At 44.7% G+C, this 937-nt stretch carries 1 protein-coding gene; it reads right to left on the reverse strand.

What is annotated here, in order from left to right; genetic code table 11:
* On the reverse strand, window positions 1-695 hold a 695-nt coding region (locus tag CTN07_RS22505; RefSeq protein ID WP_170107356.1), incomplete at its 3' end, for a type IV secretion system DNA-binding domain-containing protein.
* Window positions 696-937: the final 242 nt, after the last annotated feature.

Raw genomic sequence — 937 nt, forward strand, 5'->3', positions numbered from 1 at the left:
TAGAAGCGAGAAACAAAGGTGCAGCCTTTGTCGTAGATGATGGCCTTGTCACCACGGGCGCGGATTTCACGTAAGAGCTTACGAATTGCGACCGATTTACCTGTACCTGTTGAACCACTAAAAGAGAGATGTCGTATCTCAAAGTTGTTGGGTAACAGGCTTAAACCATCAAGCTTAAATGGTGAGGTGTTTTTGTCTTTCTTTAAGCGGCGCTCTAGCTCTTGAGGTGTGGCGATTTCTGTACCTCGAATTAAGTAGTCCTGGGTTTGCTCTTCACCTTTTTTCTCAAAGTATTTTGTGACCTTCATAAAGGCTATCATGACGGCAAAAAACGAGAAGATGAAGGCCAATTGAATGTCTAAGAACACATCATCAACGGAGGCGTTAAAGCGCTCACTGCTAAGCAGTTTCTCTGCGGTGTATGGGTATTCTTGCCCCTGATACATCACCATGATCTTGGTGTCCGGCAATGCCAAGTATTTGGCATGGAAGTAGTATTTCAGGGCGAGCAGTTGATCGATATCAATCAAGAAATACGCAAACAGCGCGGTAAAGATAAACGCAATTACCATACTCCACGAACCGATAACCGCAAGGATTTGGAAATACATGCGCAGGTTGTGGAAGGTGATTTGGCCGCCCCGAGTGAAGGCTTTGGTGTTGGATTTTGGTCGAGCCTTATGTTTTATGAGCATAGGCGTATTCTCCATAAAAAAGGTGCAAAAATGAGCGGTTTCGATTGAAACGGCAGATCGTTGAGATTAAACTTTGCACAATGATTAAGATAAGGATGCCGTAACATGACAGAAAAACTTGGCACATTAACGGCGAAGATAGATGCGCTTCGCGCAAAGGGATTTAGTGACGACGAGATCAACCAGTTGTTGAGTTCGGCAATGCCTGCTGAGGCTCCTGAATCCCCATTTAATATCGGTGA

The organism is Photobacterium damselae (assembly GCF_003026815.1).
Classification (GTDB): Bacteria; Pseudomonadota; Gammaproteobacteria; order Enterobacterales; family Vibrionaceae; genus Photobacterium; species Photobacterium damselae.